General features: G+C 51.6%; 27 protein-coding genes, 1 tRNA gene and 1 pseudogene. 22 read left to right on the top strand and 7 right to left on the bottom strand.

The window, feature by feature from the left end:
• Positions 1 to 46: 46 nt before the first annotated feature.
• The 4 genes from LAO76_02345 (at position 47) to LAO76_02330 (ending at position 2580) form a co-directional block, all read left to right on the top strand.
• Positions 47 to 835, top strand: a complete 789-nt coding sequence (locus LAO76_02345; protein ID MBZ5489753.1) for a PEGA domain-containing protein — start codon at positions 47 to 49, stop codon at positions 833 to 835.
• 118 nt (positions 836 to 953) lie between these two features.
• Positions 954 to 1029 (top strand) — tRNA-Ala (locus LAO76_02340).
• Between the two features lie 113 nt (positions 1030 to 1142).
• Entirely contained in the window at positions 1143 to 2327 is a 1185-nt protein-coding gene (locus LAO76_02335) for a site-specific integrase (protein ID MBZ5489752.1), read from the top strand.
• Between the two features lie 58 nt (positions 2328 to 2385).
• Positions 2386 to 2580, top strand: a complete 195-nt coding sequence (locus tag LAO76_02330; GenBank protein MBZ5489751.1) for a hypothetical protein — start codon at positions 2386 to 2388, stop codon at positions 2578 to 2580.
• A gap of 71 nt (positions 2581 to 2651) precedes the next feature.
• Here LAO76_02330 and LAO76_02325 read toward each other — a convergent pair whose 3' ends face one another.
• Positions 2652 to 3530 carry a hypothetical protein gene (locus LAO76_02325; GenBank protein MBZ5489750.1) on the bottom strand — a complete coding sequence of 293 codons (879 nt, stop codon included), beginning with the start codon at positions 3528 to 3530 and terminating at the stop codon, positions 2652 to 2654.
• 70 nt (positions 3531 to 3600) lie between these two features.
• Between LAO76_02325 and LAO76_02320 the strand changes: the two genes are divergently transcribed.
• Positions 3601 to 4248 (top strand): DUF4393 domain-containing protein, encoded by a 648-nt coding sequence (locus tag LAO76_02320; GenBank protein ID MBZ5489749.1) that lies wholly within the window; start codon positions 3601 to 3603, stop codon positions 4246 to 4248.
• Positions 4249 to 4485: 237 nt separating this feature from the next.
• Here LAO76_02320 and LAO76_02315 read toward each other — a convergent pair whose 3' ends face one another.
• Both LAO76_02315 and LAO76_02310 read right to left on the bottom strand, forming a co-directional pair.
• The gene (locus tag LAO76_02315; GenBank protein ID MBZ5489748.1) at positions 4486 to 6096 is read right to left on the bottom strand and encodes a TIGR04141 family sporadically distributed protein; all 1611 of its coding nucleotides are present in this window, start codon (positions 6094 to 6096) and stop codon (positions 4486 to 4488) included.
• A gap of 430 nt (positions 6097 to 6526) precedes the next feature.
• Entirely contained in the window at positions 6527 to 7438 is a 912-nt protein-coding gene (locus LAO76_02310; GenBank protein MBZ5489747.1) for a hypothetical protein, read from the bottom strand.
• Positions 7439 to 7684: 246 nt separating this feature from the next.
• Here LAO76_02310 and LAO76_02305 point away from each other — a divergent pair, with 246 nt between their 5' ends.
• The 3 genes and pseudogenes from LAO76_02305 to LAO76_02295 all read left to right on the top strand — a co-directional run bounded on the left by LAO76_02305 (position 7685) and on the right by LAO76_02295 (position 8922).
• Positions 7685 to 7927 (top strand): hypothetical protein, encoded by a 243-nt coding sequence (locus LAO76_02305; GenBank protein MBZ5489746.1) that lies wholly within the window; start codon positions 7685 to 7687, stop codon positions 7925 to 7927.
• Between the two features lie 5 nt (positions 7928 to 7932).
• Positions 7933 to 8208, top strand: coding sequence for a hypothetical protein (locus LAO76_02300; protein ID MBZ5489745.1), 276 nt, complete (start codon positions 7933 to 7935; stop codon positions 8206 to 8208).
• A 3-nt stretch (positions 8209 to 8211) separates the two neighbouring features.
• Positions 8212 to 8922, top strand: a pseudogene (locus tag LAO76_02295) (SOS response-associated peptidase).
• 50 nt (positions 8923 to 8972) lie between these two features.
• Here the strand turns inward: LAO76_02295 and LAO76_02290 are convergent.
• The 3 genes from LAO76_02290 to LAO76_02280 form a co-directional block, all read right to left on the bottom strand.
• On the bottom strand, positions 8973 to 9335 hold the full coding sequence (locus LAO76_02290) for a hypothetical protein (GenBank protein MBZ5489744.1): 363 nt from the start codon (positions 9333 to 9335) through the stop codon (positions 8973 to 8975).
• 186 nt (positions 9336 to 9521) lie between these two features.
• On the bottom strand, positions 9522 to 9776 hold the full coding sequence (locus tag LAO76_02285; GenBank protein ID MBZ5489743.1) for a helix-turn-helix domain-containing protein: 255 nt from the start codon (positions 9774 to 9776) through the stop codon (positions 9522 to 9524).
• A gap of 444 nt (positions 9777 to 10220) precedes the next feature.
• Positions 10221 to 10454 (bottom strand): helix-turn-helix domain-containing protein, encoded by a 234-nt coding sequence (locus LAO76_02280; protein MBZ5489742.1) that lies wholly within the window; start codon positions 10452 to 10454, stop codon positions 10221 to 10223.
• Between the two features lie 315 nt (positions 10455 to 10769).
• On the opposite strand from LAO76_02280, the gene LAO76_02275 reads away from it, so the two are divergent.
• The 14 genes from LAO76_02275 (at position 10770) to tadA (ending at position 23822) form a co-directional block, all read left to right on the top strand.
• A complete protein-coding gene (locus LAO76_02275; GenBank protein ID MBZ5489741.1) occupies positions 10770 to 11030 on the top strand; it encodes a TrbC/VirB2 family protein in 261 nt (86 codons plus the stop codon).
• Positions 11031 to 11064: 34 nt separating this feature from the next.
• Complete coding sequence (locus tag LAO76_02270; protein MBZ5489740.1) at positions 11065 to 11361, top strand: VirB3 family type IV secretion system protein; 297 nt, start codon at positions 11065 to 11067, stop codon at positions 11359 to 11361.
• Positions 11354 to 13807, top strand: coding sequence for a DUF87 domain-containing protein (locus tag LAO76_02265; protein MBZ5489739.1), 2454 nt, complete (start codon positions 11354 to 11356; stop codon positions 13805 to 13807). Before LAO76_02270 ends, LAO76_02265 begins: the two co-directional genes overlap by 8 nt.
• On the top strand, positions 13804 to 14562 hold the full coding sequence (locus LAO76_02260) for a TrbG/VirB9 family P-type conjugative transfer protein (GenBank protein ID MBZ5489738.1): 759 nt from the start codon (positions 13804 to 13806) through the stop codon (positions 14560 to 14562). Before LAO76_02265 ends, LAO76_02260 begins: the two co-directional genes overlap by 4 nt.
• A gap of 2 nt (positions 14563 to 14564) precedes the next feature.
• Positions 14565 to 15827, top strand: a complete 1263-nt coding sequence (locus LAO76_02255) for a hypothetical protein (GenBank protein ID MBZ5489737.1) — start codon at positions 14565 to 14567, stop codon at positions 15825 to 15827.
• An 11-nt stretch (positions 15828 to 15838) separates the two neighbouring features.
• Complete coding sequence (locus LAO76_02250; protein MBZ5489736.1) at positions 15839 to 16630, top strand: hypothetical protein; 792 nt, start codon at positions 15839 to 15841, stop codon at positions 16628 to 16630.
• Positions 16631 to 16682: 52 nt separating this feature from the next.
• On the top strand, positions 16683 to 17507 hold the full coding sequence (locus LAO76_02245) for a type IV secretion system protein (GenBank protein MBZ5489735.1): 825 nt from the start codon (positions 16683 to 16685) through the stop codon (positions 17505 to 17507).
• A 2-nt stretch (positions 17508 to 17509) separates the two neighbouring features.
• Positions 17510 to 18187 (top strand): hypothetical protein, encoded by a 678-nt coding sequence (locus LAO76_02240; GenBank protein ID MBZ5489734.1) that lies wholly within the window; start codon positions 17510 to 17512, stop codon positions 18185 to 18187.
• 13 nt (positions 18188 to 18200) lie between these two features.
• Positions 18201 to 18494, top strand: coding sequence for a hypothetical protein (locus LAO76_02235; protein MBZ5489733.1), 294 nt, complete (start codon positions 18201 to 18203; stop codon positions 18492 to 18494).
• Positions 18495 to 18496: 2 nt separating this feature from the next.
• Entirely contained in the window at positions 18497 to 19342 is an 846-nt protein-coding gene (locus tag LAO76_02230; protein MBZ5489732.1) for a hypothetical protein, read from the top strand.
• On the top strand, positions 19339 to 20307 hold the full coding sequence (locus LAO76_02225; protein ID MBZ5489731.1) for a hypothetical protein: 969 nt from the start codon (positions 19339 to 19341) through the stop codon (positions 20305 to 20307). Before LAO76_02230 ends, LAO76_02225 begins: the two co-directional genes overlap by 4 nt.
• 252 nt (positions 20308 to 20559) lie before the next feature.
• Positions 20560 to 20808: a hypothetical protein gene (locus LAO76_02220; GenBank protein ID MBZ5489730.1), complete on the top strand. Its 249-nt coding sequence runs from the start codon at positions 20560 to 20562 to the stop codon at positions 20806 to 20808.
• 15 nt (positions 20809 to 20823) lie between these two features.
• Positions 20824 to 22848, top strand: a complete 2025-nt coding sequence (locus LAO76_02215; protein ID MBZ5489729.1) for a type IV secretion system DNA-binding domain-containing protein — start codon at positions 20824 to 20826, stop codon at positions 22846 to 22848.
• Complete coding sequence (gene tadA, locus LAO76_02210; GenBank protein ID MBZ5489728.1) at positions 22845 to 23822, top strand: Flp pilus assembly complex ATPase component TadA; 978 nt, start codon at positions 22845 to 22847, stop codon at positions 23820 to 23822. Before LAO76_02215 ends, tadA begins: the two co-directional genes overlap by 4 nt.
• Positions 23823 to 24115: 293 nt before the next feature.
• Here the strand turns inward: tadA and LAO76_02205 are convergent, their stop codons facing one another.
• Positions 24116 to 25183 (bottom strand): ATP-binding protein, encoded by a 1068-nt coding sequence (locus LAO76_02205; GenBank protein ID MBZ5489727.1) that lies wholly within the window; start codon positions 25181 to 25183, stop codon positions 24116 to 24118.
• Between the last annotated feature and the right edge of the window lie 3 nt (positions 25184 to 25186).

Genomic DNA, 25186 nt, shown 5'->3' with positions numbered 1-25186 from the left:
GATAAGCTAGCGCAGAGCTCTTGCTGAGTGTTTTTTTGAGGTGAATATGGTCCGTTGTAAATTGTGGGTTGTGTGCGTGCTTGGCTTTTTCCTTGCGGCGGCTGAAGCGAAAGAGACGCCGGGGCAAACTGTTGTCTGGCCAGAAAACGGCCAGCCGATCTTGCGCTTTGTGTTTGGAAAATTCAAGGAAGGCCCGGCATATGGCCGCGAGCACAACTACACATGCGAAACTACGGCACAGAATCTCTGGAGCAAGAAGATTGACGCGGTCTTTTCCCTGTACCTCTTTGATAAGGCCAATGTACGCATTGGCGAGGGCTATGTGCAGGTCAGCAACGTAGGGCCTGGGGAAATGATCAAGTTTCAGACTACGTTCCATGCGGCTGGAGTTCCAGTGACGCTCAAGCTGGTTCCGCAGACACTGCCTCCTGAACTGCGGGCCCAGGCGCCGCCTCGGAGCATCAGCATCACCGTCAACTCAGTTCCCCAGGGCGCTGCGCTCAAAGTGGATGGAGAAGACTCAGGGACAACGCCGAAGATCGTGCGCGTCACGCCCGGCAAACACGTGCTGGAGTTTAGTAAAGAAGGTTTTAATCCAGGCAAGTTTCCACTGGAGATCAGCCCAGACGACGCCTCTGGCGGAAGCGTGAGCTATGAACTGGGAACGCTGGCCCATGACACAGTTGAGCTTCGCGATGGCACCGTTCTGGTGTGCGATGTAGAGTCGATGTCCGCAACGGAAGTTGTGGTCCGCGTTGGTGGCGCCTTGGAACGCATGGACCGAAACAAGATTAAGCGCATGTTGCTGGTGGAGCGCGACCCGCCGACCCACTAGTCCGCTCATGAAGAGCCAGAGCAGAAAGAGCCAGGGGCAGAAAATCGGTCCGGCACTGCCATTTTGTTCAATTGCGCCGCGCTGGTAAAATCATTCCAGTACTTCTTCCCGCAAATGTGGGGCTATAGCTCAGCTGGGAGAGCGCATCGTTCGCAACGATGAGGTCGTCGGTTCGATCCCGACTAGCTCCACCAAATTCTGACTCAATGTTTTCAACAGTTTCAACCGAGTGGAATTTGGGCTGTACAAATTTTGTACAACCGAAGATTTTCGGGTCGGAACAGCATCTCTCAAATTAGGAGACGAGATGCTTTCCGTATATACCCGCCACGCGCAGAATTGCGAACACCGGGAGGACATCAATTGGCGGCGCTGCCGCTGCCCCAAGTGGATACAAGGCGTAAGTGCGGACGGTCGAGGCCCGATCCGCGTTACGGCAAAAACTCGCAGTTGGGAACGCGCCGAGGCCAAAGCACGAGAGATGGATGAGGCTGCCGATCCCACCAAGCCACAAATTAAGCCCGCTGTCACTATTACCGAGGCCGTATCAAGCTTCCGGGCCGATGAGGACGGGCGCTGCCTGGAAAAGACCACCATCGCCCAAAGCAAGACCTTATTTGAAGTATTGTTGCTAAACTGGGCCAAACAGCGCGGCCTGATTCTGCTCACCGAACTGACCACGCCTGAGCTGACCAAGTTCCGGGCCTCCTGGGGCAATGGGCCAAACACGACGCGGCGGAAGCACGAGCGCCTAGTCGGATTCTTCAATTTCTGTATCGCCAATGACTGGATAGAAAAAAACCCGGCAGCTCGCATGAAACGCGTTGAAGAAAAGCGCGTACCGACAGACTATTTCACGCGGCAAGAGTTTGAACGCATAGTGGACGCGACTTATGCATACGGCGACTGGCAGGGTGGCCACGACTTCCATTCACGCCAGAGACGGCTTTTGGCTTTGGTTCTTCTGATGCGCTGGTCAGGACTGGCAATCAAAGACGCTGTGACACTGGAACGTGAACGCCTTGGGAGCGATGGGCGGCTGTTCCTGTATCGCGCAAAAACCGGAGTTCCTGTTTACGTTCCCCTCCCGGTATACGTTGTCGAGATGCTTCATGCGTTACCGAATTCCAACCCGCGCTATTTCTTTTGGAGCGGTAACGGTGATCCTGAAACAGCTAAGAAGGGATGGCAGCGAAGTCTTCGACACCTGTTCAAGAACTTTGCAAAGATCACCAAACCGGACGGAACGGCAAAGCGGTGCCATCCTCACATGTTTCGGGACACCTTTGCAGTAGAGTTGTTGCTATCTGGGGTGCCGATAGATCAGGTTTCGCTATTGTTGGGTCACAGCAGCGTCAAAATTACTGAGAAGCACTATGCTCCGTTTGTTAAGGCACGGCAAGAGCAGCTTGAGGGCAGTGTGAAACTGAGTTGGCAGGCCCAAGCGAAGTGGATGGAAACCGAAAAGCTTGGTGTGGCAATGACAATGTGAGCGCCGAACCGACTTGATTTTGGGAACGTGCCGTCGTATTGATTCCAAGCTGTACTTCTTGAGTGAGTCCAAGCGCGTCCTGGATGTCAAGGGCGTTAATGATTTCGGTTCTGCCCAATTCCTCAAGACGCTGGACGATGAAGTGGAAGGAGCGATTGAGCAGGAACATAAGGCGGTAATATCCTGCCTCTCACCACCGGTAAACTGTGGGGCAGCCATGGGTCGCGTTTCCAAAGAGGTGATTTGTCGTTAAGAGCACGTTCGTGCTGATAACACGGGTGCGCTCTGTCTGTATAAAGGGCTGCCAGAGGGAAGTCAACCCAATCAGACAGCAGTTGCGGGCTTTCCGCCCAACTGAGGAGCGACGTCTTCCATAACGTAGTGGATGAATTGCTTGCCCAATTCTGTTAGAACGTAAGGCTTGGTCTCCTCAAACGGCGTCTCCATTACCCCGCTTGCAGCAGCCCGTGACTGGGGACTTCGTCTCTTCCGGCGAAACCTTCCCTGTGAATCAACTTCCCTCTCTTGTCTGATAACACCGCCGGTGCTGAGATCTCGGATCAGGAGTTTGAAGAGATCAGCTTCTGCTGAGTCGTCGCGAGGTCTTGCTCCACGAATCACGTCCCACATTTCTCCGCGAGTGATTCCAGGATCGCGATAAATCTCTTTGATGACGGCAAAATGCAGCTCGTGATACAGTTCGATCCAGGAGGTGAACAGACGTACAAGATCGTCCGAACAAAGCTTTATTGCGCCTGCATTCAGAATCAACTTCTTGAGCATCTGCCTTTTCTCTTCGGTATCGGCTTCGTCCCACGCTTTAAAAGTCTTCCGTACCAAAGTCAGAAATTCTGGAGACTCAACTCGCCCCTGAATTTCATCCCCGAAATTATCCAATCTGTCGAAAATGTCCATCAACGTGGCAATCAGTTCTCGTGCCTTCTCTTCGTGCTCAGCGAGCCAAAGGCGGTGAAGATCATTGATCTTCTCTTGACCCATCTCGGCGCTGAAGCTGGCCGACGCACTAAACAAACCGCCGACCCACGGAATACTGCTGAGAGCTGCAACGAAGAAACGAACGTATTTTTTTCTCTTATCACCGCCCAGACTTTGAGCGAGTGCATTTTGTGCGTCTTCCAACTCCTTAATCCGTTTCTGTAATTCGTTTAGAGCTGGATTAGATGGCTTTATTTCGTCTGACATTACAATTCCTTCAGCTACTCAGCCTAATATACGCCTCGCAACACCCTATGCTGATGTTATGATTGGCCGAATGCCCGAAGACCCGACAAAGAGCGTAGCCCGGGGCGCTATCGAGGCCATTTACAAGCCCATAGAAGACATCGTCAAGATTCTGGCTGGTCCCGCCGCCGAAGAAATTGGTCTGAGCTTTCGGGACTCAATTCAGGTGTGGCGCTTTAAAAGACAGGTCAGACTATTCGAGCGCGTCAAGACAATATGCGACGGCGCGGGAATTAAGCCCGAGGCTGTTAAGTTGCCACTGTTGTTTGAGATCGTCGAAAAGGCCAGCCTAGAGGAAGACGATGATCTTCAAGATCGATGGGCAAACCTTTTAGCAAACGCAGCAAACCCAAATCATAACGTTTTCGTACTACCAGCATGGCCGGACATTTTGAAACAGATTTCTAAGTTGGAAGCTGTATTCCTCGACGACATTTATATATGGACAAAAGAAGGACGACCTAATTTGACGTTGGCTGAGTGTTCCCTGCGGCTTCCACCTATCTGTGCGGACAATCTCAAGCGATTGGGGTTGATAACACAGAGAAGAATGGGGGATTTTCCAAGCCGAATATCTTCGGACTCTACCAAAACACTTAGAATAGTTCTTACTGATTTTGGATTCGAGTTTGTGAAAGCTTGCAAAAGCCCGAAAGACGACAATCCTTCCGACATGTAAGCGCTTGTCGCGCCCAGGATCAGCCTAACAATGCGCAGCTCGGAACCACGGATTCAGCCGATACTCTTCATCATGACGCCTGTTCCCGCCTCGGATCATTAGATTCAAAGCCACTTTTATGTTGGAATAAGATCAGTGACCTCAAAAATGCGAAATTTACGACACCGACATGAGAGTCAAATGGGCCAAACGATTCTCGTTGAAATACTCCGGCGTTGAGGCAGGTTATTGATTGATCTATTTGATCTTTTTCTTTTTTTTCATTTCTTTCCGTGTCTTACTGAATACTGCTTCGACCGTGATTTTCGCTTTCGCAACCCGGTAGCCATACGCTTCCAATCTTCTGACGGCGTTCTTGAAATTAAGACGTGAAAAAAATGGGATTCGTAGCGCACCAGGCGTATCGCTAATGATGCCAAATACAATCCGGTATTCGCCCTCAGCGAGTTTTGCTGTATGGTCGGCAAGCTTGTAAGGGTTTGGCAGTTTCTCGTTTACTTCTTTCCGAAATCTTTGATCTATCTTGAAAAGCTCGCCAGAGATGAGACCCTGCGCGAACAGGTGACTCAACGCGCCTGCTTGGCCATATCTCTTTATATGGCAGATATCTTTGTTCGCTGTATACAGGTCGCAGAACTCCATTTTGCTTGGATACTTTAGGAATTTCTGATCCATCAGCGCATACGTTGCCTGATCGCTTTGCCAAACCGCGTTGAGATACTCTCCTTCATTCGCGTGTTGATATTCCGGAAACTTCCTGTCATAGTCGTCAATGTCGTTATAATCCTTGGTTATGCGTTCAACGAATGTCTTGTCAACTGCATACCATTTGCCGCCGCTCAACAGAAACGATTCCTTGTTGTAGTCCAATTCCGCGCAGAGACATTTATAAACGGACCACATTTTCAATTTATCTCCCTGTTCATCCACAGCCACAACCCTCTTATTCTTTAGTAGGTCCACCGTGACCTTCGTTTTGCCCAGCAGTTCGAGAAACCTCTTCAAGTGAATGTCAGCGTCTTCCCAAACTTGACCTGGCGAAACGAATCTAAATCTGCTGATCCTGACCCATTCAACGATGTCGGGAACCGCCATCCATACACCACCCGTCTGACCAGCATTAATTTCTTCAACCAACGTTTTATCAAGTGCATCCTGTTTTGCAGTATTAGTAACCTCCGCAATATGGTCGACCCAGGGGAAGTTCTTCTTGTACGATGTATCGAGATATTTATCTGCGACCTGACCAAGGAGTTCGGGAAGGCCATTCAGGTTCACAGGTATAGCTAAGTGCAAAGATTCTGCGCCTGAAATACGTGGTCCGAAAGTCTGTGTGTCTGTGGGAGTGCCGGTCACGCCGCCAAGCAGATCTTGCTCGACATCAAAGCCGAACTCAGTCGTCGTTGCGTCCCTACTCGCCTGTTCTTGACTGATTCTGAGAATCTGATCCAAGGAGCGCTTTTGGATCGTCCGTACTTTGCCTTCGCCGATGCAGTTGAGCGTAACTTTTAGTCCAAACTTCTCTTCGACGAATTCATCGTTCAACATGAAGCGCCCGCGACCAAACGGCAATGCAAAATATTTGCTTTGGGCCTCCACAAGCAATAAAGCGCCCGTAGAGCTGTTCTTTCCGAATTCAACTTGATCGACGTAGCCATCGAAGAAAGACGACCAATCAGGAAAATCGGAAGTTGGCGTTTCGATATACAAAAACGCCTGCGTGGATATATTGATATCTATCTTGAACTGCTTGAGTGTGGCATACTCGGGCTTGAGCAGATCGGCCAGCTTAGCTCCAACACGCGCTAAATAGATTGTAAGCGACTGAGTTCTTGCGTCGTCCGTCATTGTAGATCGCTGTCTTGTGGGAATTATGAGGGGGGATGGTGATGGATTGTATCGCAGCTTGACGGAACAAGAACAATATTTATTTGCAGGTATCTGTTGGATAAAACGGCCGGGGATGCCCTCGACGAGGCCAATCTCGACCATAAGAAAAATCTTATCAAGAGGAGCCTCGAAGGTTAATTCCCGCTAGAGGTTTTAAGAAAAACCAAGGAGTCAGTCATTTGTTGCGGTCGATGATGTGCGACTGGATTACTCCCAGCACGAAGAAGACGAGGCTAATCACGAGCAACGGCGTGTAGCCTAAGACTGAAGACCGACCTACACAGAAGAAAACGAATGAAAGAATAAAAGCCCACCTACGGCGTGACCTACGGTGGTCACTGCGACTTCCGCCTTCGACATATTCGTTTGCTGCCATGGGACCCTTCTACTATTTGGGGGTGATTTTGACTGACCCGACTTCCGAGTCAACCGTATATTGTTTAAGAGGCCGTTGATTAGAATGCTGGCTCAGGCAATCTGTGGAGACGCAGGACCGCGGGTCGGGGTGGTCGTACCCGTGATCTATCTTGGCTTGCTGTTCAATCTCGTTTCTGGACTCTGGAATAGCCTTGTAAACTTGTCCGAGAGTGGTTGCGTATGTTTGTGTTCCAGACGAATTGGTTACCTCCACTTCAACGGGCTCGTCAGCCTCTTCTTCGACCGCGACAGGCAATGGCACCGCCGCTCTTGCTATCTGCGGTTGAGCAGGAGGATTTAGTGGTGGCACTGCCCAGGGTGGAAGATCCTGAGCAGGCGAATGTTCGATTTCCCGCTGATGCCTTTTCTCATAGGCGTCGAATTCAGCCTTCCACTTCGCCTCCTGTTCTTGTTTCAATTCTTGCACCAAAACAATATGTTTTTGTTCTTCACTAGCAGCGCGTTCGTCCGCTTGTTGATTGGCCGAGTAACTGGCCAGGATGTTGCCGACAATCACAAATCCTATGAAGAACTGGACCAACCCGAACCTCTCTCTTTTTACTTTCGGGACTGCCATCGAAGGTGACTTGCGAATTGCTTCCGCACGGTCGATAAAGTCCTTCCATCTGGGACTCACCCATTCGTCAGCCTGAGTCTTACTCATCCCTATACCCGTCAGGTGCCTGGTAACGGCTTCCTTCATTTCGGAATATAACTGTTCTAGGGACTTGCTCTTGGTGTTCTCGCCGAGTTTCCGCCAGTCCTCCTCCAACTTTTCTATGTCTGGGCGAGTGAGGTTCTCAAGGCCAGTCTTTTCCTTAAGCCACTTGAGGATCGTTTGGTTGATGTCGAGAAGTGTCTTGCTTGTGGCCGTTTCGCTCATGCTACCTTCTTTCTGAGCGGCTTGATGCCCTGCGCTTCAATGCGGGAGTATGACTTATGCTTTCTGGAGTCTTTTGTCGGGTATGGAATCCAGCTCACCGCGAATCTCCCGAATGTCTTTACTTACTATAGACCAGATTGCAGACGCCGTTTAAATATATAAGTACCTAGTTAGGAAGTCGTGTGGGTCTTTCAATCGAAAGGGGTAATACAATAAAAGGCACTTCTTGATTGGACAAGCCGACCTGTGACCCTGATCCTGTTCACGATTGCGCCCCACTCGCTGACTGACGAACTCACCAAGCAAGGCCATGAGGTCTATGAGGCCATTGCGATCTCTGAGGTTCTGGCTCTGGCCGGACAGCATCCCGCCTCGTCCATCGTCATCACGCCTGATGTTGACCAGAACCGCGTCAGCGTAATCCAGCAGCACTACCCCACAGTTCGCCTGCGCAAACAATTCACCGCCCTGTATGTTTCGCTAAACTAGTCTGGATGGCCAAGAAGAAAACAGCGCCGGCAACGACTCTGAAAGGCTGGACCGCGATTGCTAAGTTTCTCGGCACCAGTCCGGCATCTGCACAGACTTGGGCAAAACAAGGGATGCCCGTGAAGCGTGAAGGACGATTCACCATTGCCGATCCCACCGAAGTACAGGCATGGTTAGGACAGCAGTCGCATATGCCGAAGCCAGCGCATATTCTGACCGGCGATGCTGACATCGCTGCCGCTCTCAAAGAATCGATCTCAGTTGTGCAACGGAAGAAATAAACGATGTGCGGGCGTTACAGACTCACGGCAAAAAAGCGTTGGCTCAGCGAGTATTTCAACATTCCTGCTGAAGACATCAATTGGGCCGCCCGATGGAACATAGCGCCCACTGATGAAGTCGCCACGATCCGCCAGGATCGCAAAGAGCCAAAGCGCATATTCGCCAAGATGCGCTGGGGCTTGATTCCTTATTGGGCTAAAGATATTTCGTTCGGTTTAGACTATCAACGCCGTATCCAAGACGGCTGCGGAGAAGCCAGCGTTTCGCGAGTCGATGAAGAAGCGCCGGTGCCTGATCCCGGCTGATGGGTTTTATGAGTGGAAGAAGATTGGCCCCAAGAAAAAGCAGCCCTACAATATCGGGATGGCTGACAACGGCCTGTTTGCGTTCGGCGGCCTGTGGGACAGATGGAAAGACCCGGGAGGCAAGGTAATCGAATCCTGCACGATCCTCACGACTGAAGCCAATGTGCTGCTGAAAGATATTCACGACAGGATGCCGATTATCCTTAAACCTGCCGATTACGATCTCTGGCTTGACCCCGGTGTCACTGATCCCGCAAAGGTCGCCGATCTGCTCAAGCCGTTCGATGCGGGTCCATGCGGGTCTACCCGGTAAGCTCTACAGTGAGCAAGGTTGGGAACGACGGCCCAGAGTGTGCAGAAGAATCAGTCGCGGTACAGGATGGCCCGGCGCAATCGTCTCTTTTTTGAGCCGAGTGCGTCCCGTCAAGCAGAGATTTGGGCGACGCTTGGCCTCTTCCCTATCTTATTGCGTAATTTACTGCCCACGTCTTGTCGTAACCTGATTTATTCGCACACTCGCGGTTCCAGAGCTTTGTGCCACCGTCCATCTCATTCGTTTTGAGCATGCCTTTAGCCGTCAATACGGCACGGCCAACATTGATCCCGCCAAACCCGTTCTGCGCACGGTACTCGTAGCAGACCACTCCATTATCCATAAAGAGAGCATTGGACACCTTAAAACTGTCGGGATTCCGCATCGCATTTTTCAGCTGTTTAGCACCACTGACTGCGAGTTGAAACTGTCGCTCATCCTTGGCCTTTTTCTCTTGCTCAGTGGAAGATACGGGCCTTGTGGGGCCGTTCTGACTGATAACTGCCATAAGGATTCCAAACCCAATAATTATTCCAAAAAACCATGAAAGTAACTTCACGAACTTGTGGGTAAAACGCTTTCCGCAGCGCGGACAAAACCGGGCATTTGACGCCACTTGATTACCACAGGTGCAGATCATGAGCGGATTATCTCCTGCTTTATTGGAAACGCAAATAGTGAGTTCCCTGACCGATCAGCTGGCGAGCTTGGAGCGCAACCAGTCGAGAAGGGTCCGCGGACAAAATTGAAGAGCATGATTTGAGATACGTAGCGCTCCTGGAATCTGATTGGATTCGAGCATTTTATAAACGTGTTGCGGCGTAACCCCGAGGAGTTCTGCTACTTCGCGTACAGATAATGGCTCCATGCGTTCGGCCCGCCCGTAAAGTTTCTGCAGCCAGCTCAAAATGCCCCCTCTTTCACCGCGAAAAAACGGATGCAAGTGCATGCTTGCACCCGTTACTCTGCTTCAGTATCAGCCTGCCTTCTTTAGGCGCCGGTGCACGCGCACCAAGACGCTTTCGGGAATACGAATCGTCAAGTAGCGTCTTTTTCTCATGCTGTCAGGTTGTCCCAATTCAATGATTCCTGGCTCGTTCGCAAACAGCCGCCGAACGGTCCTCGGGCTTAGACCCCACATTAACGAGACAGCCTCGGGAGAGTAGTGCGTTTCCAGGCATTCATCGGGAGTCGGCGCACTTTCAGAAGAATTGTTGATCAAACCATTCTGAACTGGTGAAACCATAATTACCATCCGTTCACATAATCGCTACTAAAAATAGACTCTTGATTCCGCGATTAGTTTCGGCGACAAGTCGTAGATGCCACTAGGGACACTCTGTCGACAGTGTTTACGCCGACTAATAGCTGTCCGTCACAAGTACATAGTCATTCAGTTGTGATTACGATTGCTATTTCCGTTTCCATAAACGGTCTCTTTTAGCCATTCCACAAATTTATCAGGACAAAACCTGATAGCTCTTTTGGATACACGTATTGCGCCTGGAATCTTGCCGCAGGCGGCTAGTTTGTAAACTTCCGAAGTGGTGACCCCAAGTATCTTTGCGATTTGGTTTGCCTTAATCGGGCTGTCTTGTTTCTCTAGCCATTCAATCCACTTTTTCATTGGCGTCAACACACTCAACAGAGCCGCATTTGCGGCTGCTGAGTGCACCTTTCCTTATACCTGTAGCGTCTACTCTGGATAGACACTGCGGCTTGCACGCGCACACTTTGACGAACGCAAAAAGGAAAAGTCGGACGAATGGCTATGTCAGACGAAGTCAAACAAGGTAAAGCGAAGATGAGCGCGGCTGGCCGCGGTGTTCGTTGGAACAACATTTTGGTCTTCTCCAGCCCGGAGCAACGAACCACTACGGGCTGATGAGCTGGCCGGAGTGAACCAAGACTCACGTGAGTAGCTACTCACAATGGATGCCATATGGGAACGATACGATCACTTTTATTTGCAATGTACTTTTTTCAGGGTACGAGCCCCTGGGAAACAGCAGTCAATCAACTCCGGGATGCCTTTACCGGACCTATAGCCAAGGCTTTGAGCCTGGTAGCAATTGTCGTAGGTGGCCTGATGTTTGCTTTTGGCGAGGGCGGCCATAAGCGGATGCTGGCTGGAATCATTTTCGGCGTGGGCATGGCCGTTGCGGCAGTTAACTTCCTAAGCTGGCTTATGCCAGGAGCTTAGAGCAAAACCACCAACCAGAAGGAAAGCAAAGAAAGTGGAAAGCAAAAGACTCAATCCGGTTTACAGAGCCATAAACAGGCCGCTCACCATTCTGGGAGCGGAGCGCCGGCTGTTTTTTGCCGCCTTGGTGCTCGGCGGCGCTGTTTTCAACCTCTTTGGCAGCGTTTTTAGCGGGATCGTAATGTTTGCGGCTTTGCTGATACCGGCACGTTGGGCGACCCACAGCGATGCACAAATGCTGAGGATATTGCTCAACTCCGGCAAGTTCCGCAAGCAGTACGACCCGCTTAAGTTCTGTGACCAAACGACAAAGGTGATTAGTCATGCTTAGTGTAAAAAGAATCGTCAAGAACTATAAAGAAACAGGAGCGCTGAACGAAAACATCAGCGTCTTCGGTTTCATTGACGAAAACACCTTTATCACGAAATCCGGCGATATCGGGATGGTGCTTGAGGTGGATGGCGTTGACTACGAGTGTCTGGACAGCAGGGAAATAGACAATCTAACCAAGCGCCTGGAGTCGGCCCTCAAGTTGTTTGATTCCAAATTCCGCATTTATCAATATCTGTTTAAGACAAATAACCCTCCCATTCCCAACGCTCCCGTTGCCGATGAGATTGTCAGGACCGCGGTTGAAACACGGCTTGCATATTTCAAGACCAAAGCCGCTGATCTTTACTCCCTGAATATCAATTACGCAGTTCTCTACGAAGGGTTCCGCTATCAGAGCAAATTTTTGCAGGCAATCGGGAAAGTATTTTCCAATCCCCGCTCGGCCTGGGATGAATTGCACGGCTTATTGTCCAGTAAGACGCAAATCGTATTCGTACAGTCTGAAATTGAAAAGGCCCAACGCATCTTGCGCCAGCGGACGGAGAACTTCATTCTCCAAGTGAACGACTTTGTAAAGATTCGTTTGTTAGGAAAGGATGATGCCTACCAATTCATGCGCAAGATGGTGAACTTCAGCCCGGAGAAGAGGGCGTGGCACCATCTGAAATATGACACCCACGTTGATTTCTTTATGTGCGATTCGTCCCTTGAGTGCTACCCCACGCACTTGCAGGTGGATGACTCTTATGTGAAAGTTTTGACCTGGAAGGAGCCAACGGCGCAGAGCTGGCCTCTGATCCTGAAGCAGCTTTATGAGGTCGAGGCCAGCTTGCACGTTGTCACCGAATGGCGACCCCGCCCGAATGCCGAAGCCCGTAAGAAGATCCAATCGGCCCGGCGTCATTTTCACAACAGCAAAACATCTCTAATGAGCCAGATCAGGGCGGACAACTCGCCCAACATCGGCGATGTTCTGGTAGATGACTCGAAGGAGTCGCTCGTTCACAACCTGGGCGAGTGTCTAAAAGAACTGGAGATTAAAGGCAACTACTTCGGCGAGCTCTCACTTACCGTTGTGGTCTATGGACGGGACCGACAGGCCGTAGAGCGAGCCTGCGGAGAGATTTACAAAGTCTTCAGCGTGAACGATGGCTCGCTTTATAGCGAACGCTACAACCTGCTAAACACTTTTTTCGCCACGATTCCCGGCAATCAGCATTTCAACCTGCGCCGGATGGATGTGCTGAACACCAATTATGCTGATTACTCATTCCTGTTCACGTTGCACACTGGGGACCAGTGGAACAAACACCTTGACCGTGAATATCTGGCGATCCTTGAAACCAACCACAGCAGCCCGTATTTCTTCAATCTCCATTATCAGGACACGGCGCACACGCTGATTACCGGGCGCACCGGCTCGGGAAAATCGTTCCTTCTCAATTTCCTGATCGCCAACATGCAGAAGTATGAACCGTACACCTTCATCTTTGATTTGGGCGGCAGCTTCAGGAGCATCACGCAACTGTTCGGCGGGTCCTATCTGAAAGTTGGGATTAGCGGAGGCCCATTCACGATCAATCCGTTTTCGCTTGAACCTACGGCGGAGAATCTGAATTTCTTGTTTTCGTTTGTCAAGGTACTGATCGAGGGCAAAGGCCAGTACAGATTCACCCACGCCGACGACAAGGAGGTTTATGAGCAGATCGAAAATCTGTATCAGCTTCCCCTTGACCTGCGGACTTTAGATGTGCTCTCGAACACCCTGCGCAAGGACTTGGCCGACAAGTTGCACAAGTGGACTGCGGGCGGACAATACGCGACATTGTTTAACAATGCCACTGACACGCTGGCTTTCAGCCGCTTCCAGTGCTTTGATTTTGAAGGAATGGACCAGTATGCAGAGGTCATTGAGCCTCTGCTTTTCTACATCCTGCATCGCGCCAACGCCGTGATCTACGACCCGGCGATCTCCATGACTTTCAAAGCATTCTTCATGGATGAAGCTTGGCGCTTTTTCTCCCATCCGGTCATTCGCAGTTACATCGTGGAGGCCCTGAAGACCTGGCGCAAGAAAAATGCCGCGATGGTTCTTTCCACGCAGTCTCTTGATGAGCTGCGCAAGTCGGAGATTCTGGATGTTGTGCTCGAAAGCTGCGGCACCAAGATTTTTGTGGCAAATCCAGCTCTCGATACCGAGCTTTATAAGAACACCTTTCACCTGAACGACAACGAAATCGAGATGATTTCGGGCCTCATACCCAAACGCCAATTATTCATAAAGCGCCCGGACATGGCGAAGGTCTTGAACCTCAATGTGGATGGGAAATCCTACTGGCTCTACACGAACGACCCCAATGATAACCAGCGCCGGGAGGAGGCGTTTCGGGCGCACGGATTTCGGCAAGGGCTGGAAGTCCTTGCCAGGAGCACACGCATATGAAACGAACACTCGCACTTATCTCAATCATTACCCTCTTTACGGGGATTGGCCTCGGTCAAGTCCGCGAGGCCCGCACCGTCAAATACGCAGCCAAGGACATTGTGCCCGTCAGGGCCAAGGTCCGATTCACTACGCTGGTCATTTTGCCGGCCAACGAGCGAATCCTGGACTTTGTTGTCGGCGACAAAGATTTCTGGATTGTCGAAGGCGTGCAGAATTTCTGCTACGTCAAACCCGCCAAGCAGAACAGCAGCACCAATGTGACCCTGATTACTGCCGCAGGCAACGTCTATTCACTCTTGCTGAATGAAGTTGGCGAGAACGGCGGCGATCCCGACCTCAAGGTCTTCATTGAACCCACCGAGCAAACCATGATCCAGGCGCTCAGCGGCCCGCCGAGATTTGTACTGGCATCGGAGGTGGAAAGTGTTAAGGCAACCGCGCGGCACGAAACGGAGAGAGCGCAGGAAGGCAAAGAGGTATTTCGCTCGGAGTATCCGGTCAAGGCGCTTCAGTTTGATTACAAATTCAAGCGCGATAAAAAGCCGTTCGCGGTTTCGGAGATTTATCACGACGAGAAATTTACCTACATCCGCTCCAGCGCGCAGGAAAAGCCCACGCTTTACGAAGTGAAAGATGGAGCGCCCAATCTGATCAATTTTGACTTACGCGACGGCGTTTATATCGCGCCCAAGATCATTGACAAGGGCTATCTGGTCATTGGCAAACACCGTTTAGATTTTGCGAGGAACTGATTATGCAGGACACTACAAATGCAACACCCGAGACCGGAACGCCAGTGATCACCGACAAGCGCACAACGCCCCCTGGTGTAATACGTAAATCGCTTCAATCATGGGTAATCCTGATTGTGGCCGCCCTCATGCTGCTATTGATCTGGCTGACAGGCGGCACCAAGGCCAAAACACCGACACCACAAAATCAGCCAACTCCTTCCGCTCCCGTCAACACGGCTGGGACAGCGGACGAGATAGCGCGGCGTCTCTTGGCTGGACAACAAGAACAGCAGCGGAGCATAGCAACACAGCCCGCGACCGAACCTCAGCTCCCCCCGCCGAATTCACCAGCCGCGCTGCAGTCCTCAGTTGCTCCATCAGAGCGACAGATTGACCCAATTGCAGAGGATGAACGCAAGCGCAGATACATGTCCCTCTTTTCATCGAGTGTAGCTCTAAGTTATCGTGAGCCGGCCAACAAGAGCCTACATCCGCAAACTCCGACTGCCGAGCAGCTAGCCGCGTCCATTGCGGGGCTGCCCCTTGGGCCGTTGCCGCCGGCGACCGCGGGCATAAATCTACCAAATGGAGCTATGCCCGGCTTGCTCGCGCCAGCAGCGCCCAGCCCTTCCGCGTCCGCAGAAATCGCGCACCGCGCCCCGGCTGCCAATCCGAACCTGTCAAACGGCAAGAGCTACACCATCTTTGAGGGCACTTTGCTTGAAGCAGTGCTCGTAAATCGGCTGGACGGTGATTTCAACGGCCCTGTCATCTGCATGATGACGAGCGACGTTTATTCCGAAGACCGCCAGCACTTGCTTATCCCCGCAGGCAGCAAGCTCATAGGTGAGACCAAGCGGGTTGATGCGTTCGGACAAAGACGGCTCGCCGTCTCCTTTCATCGGTTGATTATGCCCGACGGCTATTCGCTTGATCTGGACCATTTTCAAGGTTTGAACCAAATCGGCGAGACCGGTCTGAACGACAAGGTAAACAATCATTATCTCCAGATATTCGGTGCATCGATCGCCATCGGCGCAATCGGAGGTCTGGCCCAACTCGGGACGCAGGCGAATTCTGCCGGAGTTCCCGAGTCTTCAACTGATGCTTACCGCCAGGGTGTTGCCAATAGCCTGTCCCAATCGTCCTTGCATGTTCTCGACAGGTTCTTGAACATCCTGCCGACCGTCACCATTAGGGAAGGTCATCGGGTGAAGGTCTATCTCACTGAAGACCTCTTGGCTCCCGATTACACACAACACGTCATGCCCTCGAATATTTAAGGAGTAAATCTATGAAGTTCCGAATCACACTAATAACGCTGTTCCTGGTGCTCACCTTGAGGCCAGCTTTCGCCCAATTCGGTGGGGTCGTCTTTGATCCCACGAATTACAACAATGCTGTGCTGCGCTACCTGCAATTGCAACAGCAACTGCTGCAGCTTCAGCAGACATACAGCCTTTACATGCAGCAATATCAATTTCTGCGCGGACAGGCCCGGCAACTTCAGAATATGGTCACCCGCTATCGGGCTGAGTTTGCACAGTGGTCAAACCTGACCGCCGGAAACACGCTCGGAAATACCTCATGGTGGCTCAGTGGCGTTAATAGTGGCGACTACGGCACGGCCAAACAGGGATATGGCCAGGTCAACATGCCACTCAGCAGCCCCACAATCAGCATCAGCTCCCAGGCAATGAAGCAGGCTTATGGCCTTGAAGAGCTATCCGACGGCTCCACTATTAACGGCATGGCAACCATTGGCCAGTTGCGCCGTAATGCGCAGCAGCTCGAACTTCAGATCAAACATCTCGAAGACGATTCACTCTCTTCAGCGCCAGACCTGAATACTCAATTGGCTGTCCTGAACAAAATCAACGCCTCCAATGTCCTTCTGGTACGCACCATGCAGGACACGAATAAATTAATGGCGTCACTGCTCGAACAACAGCTGATTGCGACCGAGCGCAATCGCACGACTGCCGTGAGCAACATCAATACGGGACTCTATCGGCAGCAACACTACTCGGAGGTGATGAGCTTTACCGACACCATGCCGACGCGTCTGCCGGTGCCGGGAAAATAGTAGTGCACAAAGGGAACACGTCATGTTTATACCCGTTCAAGATCCACTAACTTTGCTTGAAGACGGCATCCGTAACCTGATGACAGCCCATTCGGACTTGTTTATCCAGATGGGACATAACCTGTTTCGGGCATTTGCCACGATCCTGGTTGCCTGGTTCGGAATCCAGTCCGCGCTCTCAAGCGCCGAAGGGGGCGAAGGCTTCAACTTCGCCCGCTTCACCGAACTTATTCTTGTCATCACCTTTGGCTTTGCCATGGTGACCTACTACAACACCCCAATACCCGGCATTGGCTACAGCTTCACCGATCTGGTCATGCAGGAAGCGTCTTCACTTTCAAACAGCATCGGCTTGGAGCAGGGCAAGCAAATTGAAACAGCCGTTACCGAGTTTCAGAAAAATCTAGAAGAACCGAGCGCGTGGAGCTTCAGCCAGAGCCTATACTTCTTTGCCCTTACTATAATCTTGGCCGCTGTCCAGGCCGTGGTTTTCATCATCATTGGCTTTGGCCTGATTGCCGAAGCAGTGTTGGCCCTCATCGGCCCTATCTTCATTCCGTTTTTCATTGTCCCCAAGATGGACTGGCTCTTTTGGGGATGGTTCAAAGCGTTTCTGCAATATTCTTTTTATCAAGTAATCGCCGCCGCATTCGTCTTCATATTTGCCCAACTGCTCCTCGGGTTCTTCCGCTTTTTCACCGGAGGAATGAGCGTCGATCAGTGGATGACCACGCTGCCAGTAATCTTCATCTTCCTGCTGATTGCAATCTATGGTTTGCTCAAGGTCCCGGCCTTGACCAATCACCTGTTTAGCGGTTCCGCGGGCGCCAGTTCCGGCTTAGGTGCCGTTCTGTTAAGCCGAGTCATTGGAGATTGACCATGAGCACCAAGACGCAAACGATGTCAGAATTTAACGCGGCCAAGCGGCTCTATGCAGAGCAGTTCGGTGATGCCATTGTCACGAACACTTACTTGAAGATCGCCCTGCTGGCGCTATCGCTCATTGCGGCAGGACTGATTTACGCCAACATCAAAACAGCGCGGATGGTCCAGAACTTCAAGCCGTTGGTCATCCGCATCAACGACATTGGCCGTGCCGAAGCAATCAATTACAACACCCTCGCCTATAAGCCGCAGGAAGCCGAGATCAAATACTTCCTGAGCGAATTCTGCCGGCGATATTACAGCCGTAACCGATTCACCATTCGGGACAACTTCAGCCAAGCATTACTGTTCATGGACATGCAGCTTCAGGCCAATGTGTCGGAAGCATGGACGAAACAGAAGATCATCGACAACTTCCTCCAAAACCAGCAGAGCGAGATTGAGATCAATGTGATCAAAGTTTCGATTGAGGACTTAAGAGCTGCCCCCTACAAAGCCACTGTGGATTTTGAAGAAGTTTTTCATAATGCAGTGGACAAGACGGAAACGAAACGCGTTCTCTATACCGCGCATTTTGTTTTCGCATTCCGAGATTCTGTTCCAAACAGCTTGATCCAGGTCAACCCGCTCGGGCTGACCATCAGCTACTTCCGTGAGGATGCCGCCTTTTGACTCCAGGAGCTTTATGTTGGCCAACGCAGTCCTGTTTTCCTTCATTTCCTTTGTTGCCCTGGTGGTCCTGCTTTTAGGCCGTTTGAAGTTCCTGACTCCGGTCAAGAGTTATGTATTTCACACCTACGGGCACGAGATTGGGATCTTTGCCTTGGTCCTATTCTTCAATTTGTTCGCAGCCTTCTACACCATGTTCAGGCGCTTCCGCCTGAAGAGTACCGGACAGAAATTGCTTCATCTCGATAAGCAGGTCAAGACCGGCCACAGCGCCCTCTCACGTGAGATTGCGGAGCGATACGGAGAATAGTCATGTACCGCGATCTTGAGGATGGAACAAGGGCAGACCGAAACCAAAGTGCTCCGACTGGGCTTGAGCGCCCGGGCACACTGATCTCTAAAGACCATTCGCACAACCATGACGAGCAGCGCTCCGCCTATGAACTACGAGACAAGGACTACCGCCTAAACACCCTTGAAAAGCAAATGCTCTCTGATATCGGAAAATTCCGCGCTGTCGAGAAAGCCGACCTGTTGCGAAGCATATATAGAGGGCAGCAAGCGGCATTCGACCGCGATCTCCGCCACCTTCACCGCCAGAACTTAATCCGCATTGTCGGCCCAAAAGGCTCTCTAACCAAATACATCGCTCTCACAAAGCCTGCCAAGCAGCTTACCGAGAAACACTTTCGCACCGATCCCCGTCAGGAGATTTATGCCGGGGCTGTGAAGCTACGGGAGCTGAAACACGATGCAGCGCTCTACCGCCTTTACCAAAAAGCCGCCAGTGAAATAGAGCAGCGCGGCAGCAGGCTGGTACGAGTTGTACTCGATTACGAACTCAAAAGAAACATCAACCGGGAGCTGGCGAAAACCAAAGACCTTTCACGCCAGCAGCAACAGCAGGGAATCAGAGAAACAGCCGAACAGCAACACTTGAAAGTCGTCGGCAGCAAGATTCCCATTCCTGATCTCCGGATCGAATACGAAACCCCTGAAGGCGAGCGCGAGATGTGCGATCTCGAATATGTGACAGAGCATTACCGCGATCGATCCATCGCTGAAAAACGCGCGGCCGGTTTCAAACTTTACGGATCGGAGCATCGTGGACACCGCCCTTACGGGCCTGACCTGGTAGGAGGACTTATTTCGTTATGAAAATCCCTGATCACTCCGTTTCTGCGTTAATGAAGTATGGATATACCGAACGGGAAAGCCAGTTCCTGTATGTAGTCGCTACGTTCTCAGGCAATTTCCTCAGACGGCAATTCAGCGAATTTGCCGGGGCCGCTCGCGGCGGAACAGACCACGACTTTCTGCAGAAGGCAATCCGCAATCGCCACGTCCGGGAAATCCCGTACAAGCGGAGCAGTTATCGCCGTTATCATCTCTGCGCCCGCTCGATCTACGGCGCCATCGATAAGGAGCACTCTTCCAATCGGAAAGAGAGCAGCGACACCCGTACCATCCTGAAACTGAAGATTCTGGATTTCATTCTCGACAATTTCAGCGAGGATTATCTTGAGGAAGAAGCCGATAAGACGCACTTCTTTGCGGAGCAACGAAATATCAGCGGCGACCTGCTGCCCGCCAAGATCTATGAAAATAGCCAGGGCACACAGGCAACGGTCCGCTATTTTGTCGATAAATTTCCTCTATTCGTTTCGAACGATAGTGAAACCGCCGCGATTCCCGTTTTCACATATTTTGAAGACGAATATGAGCGGGTAACTAGCTTCGCAGCACACCTGAACTGGTACAAGCCCCTGCTCCATGCCATGAACGGCCAATACAAATTTATTTATGTGGCCGACTCACCAAACAATTTCAATCGCGCCGAGAAGCAATTTCAGGCCGTTCTCTCCAGCCCCTATCACAAGATGTATTCGCCAGCTCTCTTGACTTACTTCCGGCTGAGGAAGCTTTGGGAAGAAAAGAAACTCAGCCAGCTCTCCGATAAAGACCTGGCTGATCTCAATCGAGCAGAAAAGAAATTTTCGCGGCCCGAACACGAAAAACTTTATCAGCAATGGACAAGCGGTGATCCTCTCCTGCCGCTCTCCACTTCAGCGCCGGACAGCACCGAACCCGGAATGTTTGAAACATATTTGCTAAGCGCATGAAAAAGCCACTTTCAAGCCCGGTTGCAAGGTTCGCTTCGCGGTTCGGCTCAAGGTTCGGCGTCCCGTCGGACGAAGGGCTTTGTTTTCTGCCAACTGCAGGGACGCAAGCAACACGGAGATCTCAAAATCGAAAAGGCCGCTGGCCCGGAGCGCCCGGCCTCTGCCGCAGGCATCGGCCCCTTCTCGGGCTTCGCTTTGCTTCGCGGGCACTCCGGGCGGGCCAGCGGCCTTCTTAAGCAAAGGAGAATGAACATGCCATTGATCGCAAGTGAACCCCAAGGCAAGAAGTCAGCCCTGAGATTCGAGATCGACTCAGAAACTAAACATACGCTAAAACTCTACTGCGAATTCTCGGAGAACTTGAAACATGATCCCGTAATCGTCGGCGCATTGAAGCTGCTCTTTAAAACCGATGCGGACTTTGCGCCCTGGCTCGAACAGCGCAAACGTCAACAGGCAGGTGGCCCTAAGGCCGGCCAACCAAAATCGGAACAAAAATAAAAAGGCAGTCACTTTATGTTGGACCATATTTTTCATTCAAAGACCTTCGTCAGCTTCATGTTGGCCTCAGGCACATGGTTTGTACTTATATTGAGATACCCATTTCCCGTTGACAATCTGCTGTTGCGACTGATCGCGCTCAAAGACCCAATGGTGTACGGCGGAATGCGCTGGACCTACATGGCCCTGATGTTCACAACGCCATTCATCCTTTACTCATCCGCTCTTTCCGGAATCTACATCTTCGCTTACCGGCACGGGCGAAAGAAGAAACCCAACCCTCTCCCGCCCTATCCCGAACCGGCAAGCCGCAACCAACTGTTTCTCGTTACGGGGGAACAGCATCACCCGACCAAGTTCGTTCCCAGCCCGACGCCGCACTGGATCACCACTCCCCCGCGCGGCCTGTACGCCGGAACAATGGTCGTAGGCGCGGTCGGGTCGGGCAAGACCTCATGTGTGATGCTGCCTTTTGCGGACCAGCTTATCGGCTTTGAGCCTCGGAACGCGCAAACAAAACTCAGTGGTTTAGTGCTCGAAGTCAAGGGCGACTTCTGCCACCAGATCAAACGAGTGATGAAGAAGCACGGACGTGAGGAGGACTATATAGAAATTTCCCTCGATTCCGAATATCGATGGAACCCCCTTTATAACGACCTTGACGCCTACGCTCTGGCATATGGCCTTGCCTCGCTACTGACAAATCTGTTCGGTCGGGGCAAGGAACCATTCTGGCAACAGGCGTACACCAATCTTGTCAAATTCGTAATCCTGCTTCACAAGGTTCTTTACGACTATGTGACATTGTTTGATGTGTACGAATGCTCCATTAACCCCGATCTTTTACAAAAGAAAATTCAGGACGGCGAAAAGCAGTTTACCGGCAAGCAGTACATCCAGCTTTCCTCCGCGGCCTACCGGAGCCTGCAGGGCGCCGGGGCCACATCCGTAAGCGGCTTTACAGCGAATGAAGAAGGCAGCCACTATGAGGCGCTCTGGTCCGTGTCACTCGAAAATGCGCTCAATGCCGTCAGACCCGTAGTGGCGTACGAGCTTCGCCGTGAACCTGCCCCGCGCGAATACGACACAATCAAGCGGGAGCAATTTGAGGCAGTCAAGCGTTGGTTTTATAACGACTGGACGAGGATCGAACCCAAGCTCCGCACATCCATTGTTGAGGGTATCTCTGTTTTCCTGTCGCTCTTTGATGACAGCCCTCCGGTGAAACGGATCTTCTGCCCACGTAAGGAAACCTATGATCCTGCCTTGAACACTGTTGAGGCCGAGGGCAGCTACAAATACGGGAAGCCTCTGCCGTCATTCAATTGGCTCATCGAAAATGGGAAGGTCTGCGCCTTGAACTTCCCAATTTCGCTAAACGCTGGCCTTGCTCGGGCGATTGGGACCATGATGAAGATGGACTTCCAAAGAGCCGTTCTGCTCCGCATTCCGAAGATCGAGGAACACAAGGATAAGCACTTCCGACCTGTTTTTTTTCTGTGCGATGAGTACCAAACATTCGCCACGGTCGGAGAAAGCGACCCGAGCGGCGATGAAAAGTTCTTCAGCCTCTCCCGGCAGGCCAAGTGCATTGCCATCGTTGCTACGCAAAGCATCAGCTCTTTGCGTTCCACCCTGCCAGGCGAGAGCTACAGGACATTGCTTCAGACGTTCCGCACGAAGATCTTTTTGGCGCTCTCGGATGAATTCTCAACCAGGACCGCCAGTGAACTCTGCGGACAAGAAGACAAGCCCTTCATCAATTACACCATCACAGAATCCGGGCAGGAGTCAAAGGTAAGCATTCTGACTGGCACTACCACATCCGAAAGAGACTCCGTCAGTGCCAGTAAGAATTACAGCATGAGGAAGGACTTTCGCTTTCCCCAGAAAATCTTTGCAGAACTCGCCAACGCGCAAGCCATTGTCATTCCTTACAACGGCTTTGAGACCAGCGAGGCCACGATTTGCTATCTCAAACCACACTATCTCGACCCGAACATTTCATATTTTGAGCAGGCCAAAAGGGGGCTGTTATGAACGAGCGGGCAAGCTTTGATCTGATTCTGCCGTTTTTGCGGCCCATCGAACACCTGATACTGGACGAAAACATCTCCGAAATCATGGTCAATGCCGGCGCACAGGTCTTTATCGAAAGAAACGGCACACTTGAGGCTGTCCCGGAGGTGACACTTTCTGAGACTGCTTTGAATGCTGCGGTGAGAAACATCGCTCGCCGTCTGGGCGATGATGTCTCAGAAATCAAACCCATTCTTGATTCGCGCCTGCCCGACGGCAGCCGCGTCGCCGCTGTCATTCGACCGTCAAGCATTGACGGAATCACCCTGACCATTCGCAAATTCAATGCACGGCATTTCACCGTGGATGACCTCATACGAATTGGCACGCTTAGTCAATCCGTTGCCGATCTGCTTAGCCAGCGCGTCGAAGCGCGCAACAATATCCTTATCAGTGGAGGAACCGGAACCGGTAAAACAACCCTGCTTAACATCCTCACCGGGTTTGTTCCCGACGAGGACCGCATTATCCTGCTCGAAGATACGTCCGAAATCAGCATCAAAAAACCCAACCTTGTTCGCTTTGAAGCCCGCAAAGAGCAGAATGGAATCCCACCGATCACGATTCGAGATCTGCTCAAAGCCACGCTCCGGCACCGGCCCGACAGAATCATTGTTGGAGAAATTCGCGGTGGCGAAGCCTTTGATTTACTTCAGGCGCTCAATACCGGTCATTCCGGTACGCTCTCAACCATCCACGCCAACTCCGCTGCCCAGGCCCTGCAGCGATTCACAAGCTGCGTCCTGCAAAGTGGCGTCGAACTGCCGTACCGCGCCATAAAGAGCCACATTGCTGATTCCATTCAGCTGCTTGTCCATATCGAACGGCAACACGGAAAGCGCCTCGTTTCACAAATCCTTGAAATTCAGGGGTACTTTCTTGAAACGGATAAATACGAATTCAAAGCGCTATTTGAAACTGAAATTCAAACATGATAGTTCGCAAAGAGACAAAGGGTCTTGAATGGCCAATTCGTCCATTAGGCTCTCGAATAGATCCATGCGCCAAGAAACGCAATCCGCCGCAGGACGAGAAGAAGAAATGAACCAAAGCCAGTTTCGGTAGGGACGTCTTAGTTATGGCACCAACTTCCCATAAGCGACTTTCTCGTTACTTACTTCTGTGAGCGGTGTCTCACGTTTTATTGGAGCTATCGGCACCTTACACTGCGCACGAGATTGCCATCGAAGATTCGACAAGTTGTGTCGACGTACACCTAGGCCAAATCTCACGAAAAGGACGCCAGTTGGTAGTCCTTACGCGCTGCTTCATCGACGGCATCGATGGCCTGAGCGAGGTACTCGAAGCGTGTCAGGAACTCATCAAGTGTCATTCGGTATTCGTCATTCAGGTTGGCGGTAGGAAAGTATTCCCGGAATTTGTCGTCAACAAGTCCATTCTGGTGAGCATAGAGGTGTCGAATCTGCAAGATTCTTTCGATCTCTTCCTGCCGCGTGTCGAACACGCCGAGTGACTTTATCTGTCTGTTGTCCGCTATGAATCCTTTGACGCTGCCGCGTTGCAGCTTCTTGAGCTTGCTCTTGGCGTGTCGACTGATGAACTCTTGAATGTCGGAGCAGTCCAGGACTTCTTTGACAGTCACTTGTGCGTTTGATTTGAGTGTCTCTGGCTTCGCCAGGTAGATCTCGTAGAGCAGGTCTGACATGAAGATCTCGAACGTGTCGGCGCAGGACGAGAAGAGGATGCGCATAAGCATCTTGCCTTCAGGGTTGTCGGTCGGGATGTTGGACCGTTTTGGATACAGGAGGTTGCCGAGGTCATCAAGGATGCGGAGTACGCTTTCGTAGTGGTCCAAGAGCTTCGCTCTGGCGGCTGTACAGGACTTGCGGCTTTCTTTGAAGAGTTTCGACAAACGGGCAATACCGAGGTTTCGAATGGCTTTGGCGGGGCCTGCCTGCCGGAGAGTCGTACGATCCCCAGTCCTGGAATAGACCTTGCCGCCAAGCGAGACTGGTGCATCCGACTTCTTCACGTCGATGACGAAGAGACGCTTGCCCTGGTGGACGACGTAGTCATACGTCACCATAGGCGGTGGTGCGAGGAGATCGATTGCCTTGCGAGTGATTTGTACGGCGCGGAATTCGTCGCTGAGGCCATTGATGAGAACCTCTTTGCCGTTTTCGACGACGCCGAGGACGATGCCTCCGCCGTTGGTATTCGCGAAAGAGCAGATCAGTTGCGCGACGGTCGCGGCGGGCGGCAGAACCGCCTTGTATTCCAGCTGCTCGGATTCGGGCTGACCGATGCGGTCCAAGATGTCTTGAGCGATGTCCATGGC

It is taken from the genome of Terriglobia bacterium, from assembly GCA_020072645.1.
GTDB lineage: Bacteria > Acidobacteriota > Terriglobia > Terriglobales > Acidobacteriaceae > Angelobacter.
The sequence above is the reverse complement of the archived record's forward strand: the minus strand, read 5'-3'. Positions and strand labels throughout refer to the sequence as shown.